The 1,849-nt window shown below is 70.9% G+C and carries 2 protein-coding genes; both read left to right on the top strand.

The genetic code is table 11. The features are described 5' to 3' along the window. Positions 1–858 (top strand): hypothetical protein (locus tag FHS22_RS37065; RefSeq protein WP_221474610.1); only part of this gene is annotated, 858 nt, incomplete at its 5' end. Positions 859–964: 106 nt separating this feature from the next. Beyond that, the gene (locus tag FHS22_RS37060; protein ID WP_184948873.1) at positions 965–1,510 is read left to right on the top strand and encodes a winged helix-turn-helix domain-containing protein; all 546 of its coding nucleotides are present in this window, start codon (positions 965–967) and stop codon (positions 1,508–1,510) included. Positions 1,511–1,849 lie beyond the last annotated feature (339 nt).

The raw sequence follows: 1,849 nt of genomic DNA, 5'->3' as shown, positions 1-1,849 counted from the left end.
GCCGCGCACGCCGCCCTCGACCACCCGGACGGGGTGACCGCGCTGCTGAAGGGCCTGCGGGAGGCGGGAGCCGGTGAGCAGGTCACCGTCTTGGCCGAGCGGGTTGCCGCGCACGCCGCCCTCGACCACCCGGACGGGGTGACCGCGCTGCTGAAGGGCCTGCGGGAGGCGGGAGCCGGTGAGCAGGTCACCGTCTTGGCCCGGCGGGCCGCCGCGCACATCGCCCTCGACCACCCGGGCGCGGTGGCCAGGCTACTGGACGCGCTGCGGGAGGTCGGAGCCGGTGAGCAAGTCACGGTCTTGGCCGAGCGGGCCGCCGCGCACATCGCCCTCGACGAACCGAAGGGGGTGGCCAGGCTACTGGAGGCGCTGCGGGAGGCCGGAGCCGGTGAGCAGGTCACGGCGCTGCTGGCCCGTGACCCCGCCGCGCACGCCGCCCTCGACGACCCGATCACGGTGGCCAGGCTACTGGAGGCGCTGCGGGAGGCGGGAGCCGGTGAGCAGTTCGCCGTCTTGGCCGGGCGGGCCGCCGCGCACGCCGCCCTCGACAGCCCGGACGCGGTGGCCTTTCTGCTGGTCCGGCTGTGGAAGGTCGGAGCCGGTGAGCAGGTCACCGTCTTGGCCCGGCGGGCCGCCGCGCACGCCGCCCTCGACGAACCGGACGGGGTGGCCAGGCTACTGGACGCGCTGCAGGAGGCAGGAGCCGATGAGCAGGTCACCGTCTTGGCCGGCCGCCTGCCCGCTGCAGGACTCTTCGAGCAGTTCGTCAGGGTGGGAGATCATAAGGAGCGGTTCCGCTACGGTCGGGACCCCGATGGGAGCGCCGCGGCCTCTTGGACATGGGACGACCTGGAATGATCAACCGCTCTGGACGACGGTCGCCTTGGGCTTCTGAGCTTGAAGGGCCGAAGTTACAGTGCTGCAGGGTAGTGATGGCCGTCGGAGAACCGTCTATGCCGGAGGCATGAGGTACGGCGAGGGCGGTGGGCTGACCGCCGGGCAACGCGCCAGACGTGAGCGGCTGCGTTTGGAGGCCGCGGGCCTGTTCGCCCGAGGGGTGCCGGCGCCGGAGGTCGCGCGGCGGTTTCGGGTGAGCCGGATGTCGGCCAACCGCTGGTACCGGGCCTGGCAGGCCGGTGGCGTCGAGGCTCTGGCCTCCAAAGGGCCCGGTGGGGAGAAGTGCCGCCTGGACGAGCCGCGCCTGGCCCGGTTGCAGGAGGAGTTGGAGCGGGGTCCGGCCGCGCACGGCTACACCGAGGATCAGCGCTGGACTCTGGCCCGGGTGGCGGACCTGATCGCCTCGCTGTTCCATGTCCGATATACCCCGCGCGGGGTGTCGTATCTGCTGCACCGCATGGGCTGGAGTCCGCAGATTCCGGTGCATCGCGCCGCCGAACGCGACGAGGGGGTGATCGAGTCGTGGGTCGCCGAGCGGTGGCCGGTCGTAAAAGGGCAGCGCTCGACCTGGGCGCCTGGTTGTGCTGGGGAGATGAGGCCGGACAGAGTCTGAGGCCGCCGAAGGCGACCACGTGGGCGCTGCGCGATAAGACCCCTATCGTGGCCGTGACCGGTAAGAGGTACGGGCGCGTGTGCCTGGCCGGGAGCAATTGTCAAATTCTGTGGATCGTGGGTGACTCATAAGGCTCGAAGCCATCGATCGAGGGCTACGAAGTCTTCGCCGGCGAGTCCCTGGTATGACTCCACGTGGTGGAGGAGGGCCCGGCCGCTATGGTGCGCAGAGACCCACTCCCTGTCCGGCGTTCCGCGTAATTCGGAGCCTCTGGAGTAACGGCACGCCTGCTGACCTGCGGCTTCGACCCTCCAAGCACCGCAGGCCGTGTCTCTAGGA

The organism is Thiemannella venezuelensis (assembly GCF_014203605.1).
GTDB lineage: Bacteria > Actinomycetota > Actinomycetes > Streptosporangiales > Streptosporangiaceae > Planomonospora_A > Planomonospora_A venezuelensis.
This window is presented reverse-complemented; position numbering and strand designations above follow the sequence as displayed.

Coding starts and splice junctions, on each gene's coding strand:
- FHS22_RS37060 (WP_184948873.1), top strand. CDS start 965: ATGAGGTACGGCGAGGGCGGTGGGCTGACCGCCGGGCAACGCGCCAGA.